Origin of the sequence: Kutzneria sp. 744 (assembly GCF_000568255.1) — a bacterium.
Lineage (GTDB): Bacteria > Actinomycetota > Actinomycetes > Mycobacteriales > Pseudonocardiaceae > Kutzneria.
In genome coordinates, this window is sequence record NZ_KK037166.1 from 3,789,578 (window position 1) to 3,791,154 (window position 1,577).

2 protein-coding genes and 2 pseudogenes are annotated in these 1,577 nt (G+C 69.1%); all 4 read right to left on the reverse strand.

The window, feature by feature from the left end; all coding sequences use genetic code 11:
• Nucleotides 1-198: pseudogene (obgE, locus tag KUTG_RS58520) on the reverse strand (GTPase ObgE); the annotation flags it as partial.
• Nucleotides 199-372: 174 nt separating this feature from the next.
• A complete protein-coding gene (rpmA, locus tag KUTG_RS16925; protein ID WP_043717995.1) occupies nucleotides 373-642 on the reverse strand; it encodes a 50S ribosomal protein L27 in 270 nt (89 codons plus the stop codon).
• Between the two features lie 15 nt (nucleotides 643-657).
• Nucleotides 658-966, reverse strand: a complete 309-nt coding sequence (gene rplU, locus KUTG_RS16930) for a 50S ribosomal protein L21 (RefSeq protein ID WP_043717997.1) — start codon at nucleotides 964-966, stop codon at nucleotides 658-660.
• Nucleotides 967-1,240: 274 nt separating this feature from the next.
• Nucleotides 1,241-1,577 (reverse strand): annotated as a pseudogene (locus KUTG_RS61335) (ribonuclease E/G); the annotation flags it as partial.

A 1,577-nucleotide genomic window follows, 5' to 3' on the forward strand; every position in this document is an offset into this window, starting at 1 on the left:
GGCGTGCGGGCGGAAGTGGAAGTCCAGCAGGGTGTGCACGCTGGGATCGACGACCAGCACGACGTCGCCGCCGCGCCCGCCGTTGCCGCCGTCGGGGCCCCCCAGCGGCTTGAACTTCTCGCGGTGCACCGAGGCACAGCCGTTCCCGCCGTTACCGGCCCCCACGTGGATGGTCACGCGGTCAACGAAGCGAGACACGAGAAGAACTTCCTTTCAGAACCCCGAGCATGAATCGGGGGTCCGGGGGCTTGCCCCCGGCGTGGGGGTGTGGGGGTCGGGCCCCCACAAAACACGAACGGGCGACGTGGTCCGCTGCCAAGAATCTGGCGCAGTCGCGGACACACGTCGCCCATTCGCGCGTTCGAAGATCCCTCAGGCAGAGGCCAGAGCCTCGACCGGGACGATGTTGACGGTCTTGCGACCCCGCTTGACGCCGAACTCGACCGCGCCGGCCGACAGCGCGAACAGCGTGTCGTCCTTGCCGCGGCCCACGTTCACACCGGGGTGGAACTTGGTGCCGCGCTGGCGGATCAGGATCTCGCCGGCCTTGACGACCTGACCGCCGTAACGCTTGACCCCAAGGTACTGAGCGTTGGAGTCACGGCCGTTGCGGGAGCTGGATGCACCCTTTTTGTGTGCCATGGCTGGTCAGGTCCTTTACTTGGTGATGGCGGTGACCTCGACGCGGGTCAGCTTCTGGCGGTGACCCTGGCGCTTGTGGTAGCCGGTCTTGTTCTTGAACTTGTGGATGCGGATCTTGGGACCCTTGGTGTGCTCGACGACCTTGGCGGTCACCGAAACCTTGCCCAGGGCGTCCGCGTCAGCAATGACATCAGAGCCATCGACGACGAGCAGCGCCGGGAAGCTGACTTCGGCGCCCGGTCCACCGTCGAGCTTCTCGACCTGGACGATGTCGCCGACGGCAACCTTGTACTGCTTGCCGCCAGTCTTGACGATCGCGTACATCGGGACGGAAGTCTCCTGCTACTCGACGTTGACGGGGCACGCACGGCCCAAGCGCATGGAGAATTCCTCAGACAAATCCAACACCGAAGAATTCCAACCAGCTTGGACTGGCGCACGACGGGGCCCTCCGGATGGGGGCCAAACAAGAGGTTACGGGCCGGGTGGACGAGAGGTCAAACCGGGGTCCCCGTAACCGGGTCCGGGTGACCGCAGTCACTCCGGGCAGGCGGCACCGACCCGCGGACGAGCGCCCGCGGGTCGGTGAAACACCTGGTCAGTCCTGCGTCACCGCGCTGGCCGGCGGGCCGGCCGGGCGGGACGCGGCCCGACGGACCCGGCGCCGTGTGGCGGACACCACGGGCTCGGCGGCGGGCTCGGGGGTGTGGTGGCCGTTGGCCACGGCGACGGTCGGCTGCTCCGGGACCTCGTAGGGCACGGAGACGGCCGAAGCGCCGGTGACGGCGGCCGCGGCGACCGCCGGGGCGGCCTCCTCGACAGCGACCGGCTCAGCGGCGACCGGCTCGGCAGCCACGGGCTCGGCGACGGCCTCGACCGGGGTGGCCTCCTCGACCGGGGTCGACTCGGCCTCGGCGGCCGGCTCCTCGGTGCGG